1 rRNA gene is annotated in these 3,045 nt (G+C 53.4%); it reads right to left on the reverse strand.

Features of this window, described 5'->3' with window-relative positions:
- Positions 1-22 precede the first annotated feature (22 nt).
- Positions 23-2,913, reverse strand: a 23S ribosomal RNA gene (locus tag E5K04_RS16480).
- Positions 2,914-3,045: the final 132 nt, after the last annotated feature.

Consider the following 3,045-nt stretch of genomic DNA (forward strand, 5'->3'; position numbering starts at 1 on the left):
CTGGCAAAGCCACTCAAATGATAGGATCAAGCCTCACGAGCAATTAGTATCGGTTAGCTTCATGCCTCACGGCACTTCCACACCCGACCTATCAACGTCCTGGTCTCGAACGACTCTTCAGGAGGGTCAAGCCCTCAGGGAAGTCTCATCTTCAGGCGAGTTTCCCGCTTAGATGCTTTCAGCGGTTATCTCTTCCGCACTTAGCTACCCGGCAATGCGACTGGCGTCACAACCGGTACACCAGAGGTGCGTCCACTCCGGTCCTCTCGTACTAGGAGCAGCCCCCGTCAAACTTCCAACGCCCACTGCAGATAGGGACCAAACTGTCTCACGACGTTTTGAACCCAGCTCACGTACCACTTTAAATGGCGAACAGCCATACCCTTGGGACCGGCTACAGCCCCAGGATGTGATGAGCCGACATCGAGGTGCCAAACTCCGCCGTCGATGTGAACTCTTGGGCGGAATCAGCCTGTTATCCCCGGAGTACCTTTTATCCGTTGAGCGATGGCCCTTCCATTCAGAACCACCGGATCACTATGTCCTGCTTTCGCACCTGCTCGACTTGTCGGTCTCGCAGTTAAGCCACCTTTTGCCATTGCACTATCAGCACGATTTCCGACCGTACCTAGGTGACCTTCGAACTCCTCCGTTACACTTTGGGAGGAGACCGCCCCAGTCAAACTGCCTACCATGCACTGTCCCCGATCCGGATCACGGACCAAGGTTAGAACCTCAAACACACCAGGGTGGTATTTCAAGGACGGCTCCACTGAAACTAGCGTCTCAGCTTCATAGCCTCCCACCTATCCTACACAAGTCTGTTCAAAGTCCAATGCAAAGCTACAGTAAAGGTTCACGGGGTCTTTCCGTCTAGCAGCGGGTAGATTGCATCTTCACAAACATTTCAACTTCGCTGAGTCTCAGGAGGAGACAGTGTGGCCATCGTTACGCCATTCGTGCGGGTCGGAACTTACCCGACAAGGAATTTCGCTACCTTAGGACCGTTATAGTTACGGCCGCCGTTTACCGGGGCTTCGATCAAGAGCTTGCACCCCATCACTTAACCTTCCGGCACCGGGCAGGCGTCACACCGTATACGTCCACTTTCGTGTTGGCACAGTGCTGTGTTTTTGTTAAACAGTCGCAGCCACCGATTCTCTGCGACCCCATCACGCTTCGTCCGCAAGGGACTACACGCTACCGGGGCATACCTTCTCCCGAAGTTACGGTATCAATTTGCCGAGTTCCTTCTCCTGAGTTCTCTCAAGCGCCTTAGAATTTTCATCCTGCCCACCTGTGTCGGTTTGCGGTACGGTTCTCGTATAGCTGAAGCTTAGTGGCTTTTCCTGGAAGCGTGGTATCAGTCACTTCAGGTCCGTAGACCCTCGTCATCACTTCTCGGCGTTAAGAGAGACCGGATTTGCCTAATCTCTCCGCCTACCGGCTTAAACGACCTATTCCAACAGGCCGCTGACCTAACCTTCTCCGTCCCCACATCGCACTATACGAAAGTACGGGAATATTAACCCGTTTCCCATCGACTACGCTTTTCAGCCTCGCCTTAGGGGCCGACTCACCCTACGCCGATGAACGTTGCGTAGGAAACCTTGGGCTTTCGGCGAGCGGGCTTTTCACCCGCTTTATCGCTACTCATGTCAGCATTCGCACTTCTGATACCTCCAGCACACCTTACGATGCACCTTCAACGGCCTACAGAACGCTCCCCTACCATGTGTCTAAAGACACATCCGCGGCTTCGGTTATCAGCTTGAGCCCCGTTACATCTTCCGCGCAGGACGACTCGACCAGTGAGCTATTACGCTTTCTTTAAATGATGGCTGCTTCTAAGCCAACATCCTGGCTGTCTAGGCCTTCCCACTTCGTTTACCACTTAGCTGATCATTTGGGACCTTAGCCGGCGGTCTGGGTTGTTTCCCTCTTGACGATGGACGTTAGCACCCACCGTCTGTCTCCCATGCTCGCACTTTCCGGTATTCAGAGTTTGCCATGGTTTGGTAAATCGCAATGACCCCCTAGCCATAACAGTGCTTTACCCCCGGAAGTGATACATGAGGCACTACCTAAATAGTTTTCGGGGAGAACCAGCTATCTCCGAGTTTGTTTAGCCTTTCACCCCTATCCACAGCTCATCCCCTAATTTTGCAACATTAGTGGGTTCGGACCTCCAGTGCGTGTTACCGCACCTTCATCCTGGCCATGGATAGATCACTCGGTTTCGGGTCTACGCCCAGCAACTAAGACGCCCTATTCGGACTCGGTTTCCCTACGCCTCCCCTATTCGGTTAAGCTCGCTACTGAACGTAAGTCGCTGACCCATTATACAAAAGGTACGCAGTCACCCCTTGCGAGGCTCCCACTGTTTGTATGCATCAGGTTTCAGGTTCTATTTCACTCCCCTCCCGGGGTTCTTTTCGCCTTTCCCTCACGGTACTGGTTCACTATCGGTCGATCACGAGTATTTAGCCTTGGAGGATGGTCCCCCCATCTTCAGACAGGATTTCGCGTGTCCCGCCCTACTTCTCGTATGCTCAGTACCACCCATGTGTTTTCGAGTACGGGGCTATCACCCACTACGGCAGGCCTTTCCAGGACCTTTCTTCTAACACAAGGGCTATCACATACAGGCTCTTCCGCGTTCGCTCGCCACTACTGACGGAATCTCGGTTGATTTCTTTTCCTGCGGGTACTTAGATGTTTCAGTTCTCCGCGTTCGCTCTACCCAGCCTATGTGTTCAGCTGGGAGTGACCCTAAAAGGGCCGGGTTTCCCCATTCGGACATGTCCGGATCAAAGCTCCATTGCCAGCTCCCCGAACCTTTTCGCAGGCTTGCACGTCCTTCATCGCCTGTGATCGCCAAGGCATCCACCTGATGCACTTATTCGCTTGACCCTATCATTTCAGTTGCCTTACTCAGACAGGTTTGAGTTTGCGACGGACAACCCCGTCTCCCGACGTTGTTGCCCTGATACAATCTTCTACCCAAGTCGGCGATCCTTCCGGTCAGACTTAACTGGCCGGCCG

The organism is Crenobacter intestini (assembly GCF_004919095.1).
Lineage (GTDB): Bacteria > Pseudomonadota > Gammaproteobacteria > Burkholderiales > Chromobacteriaceae > Craterilacuibacter > Craterilacuibacter intestini.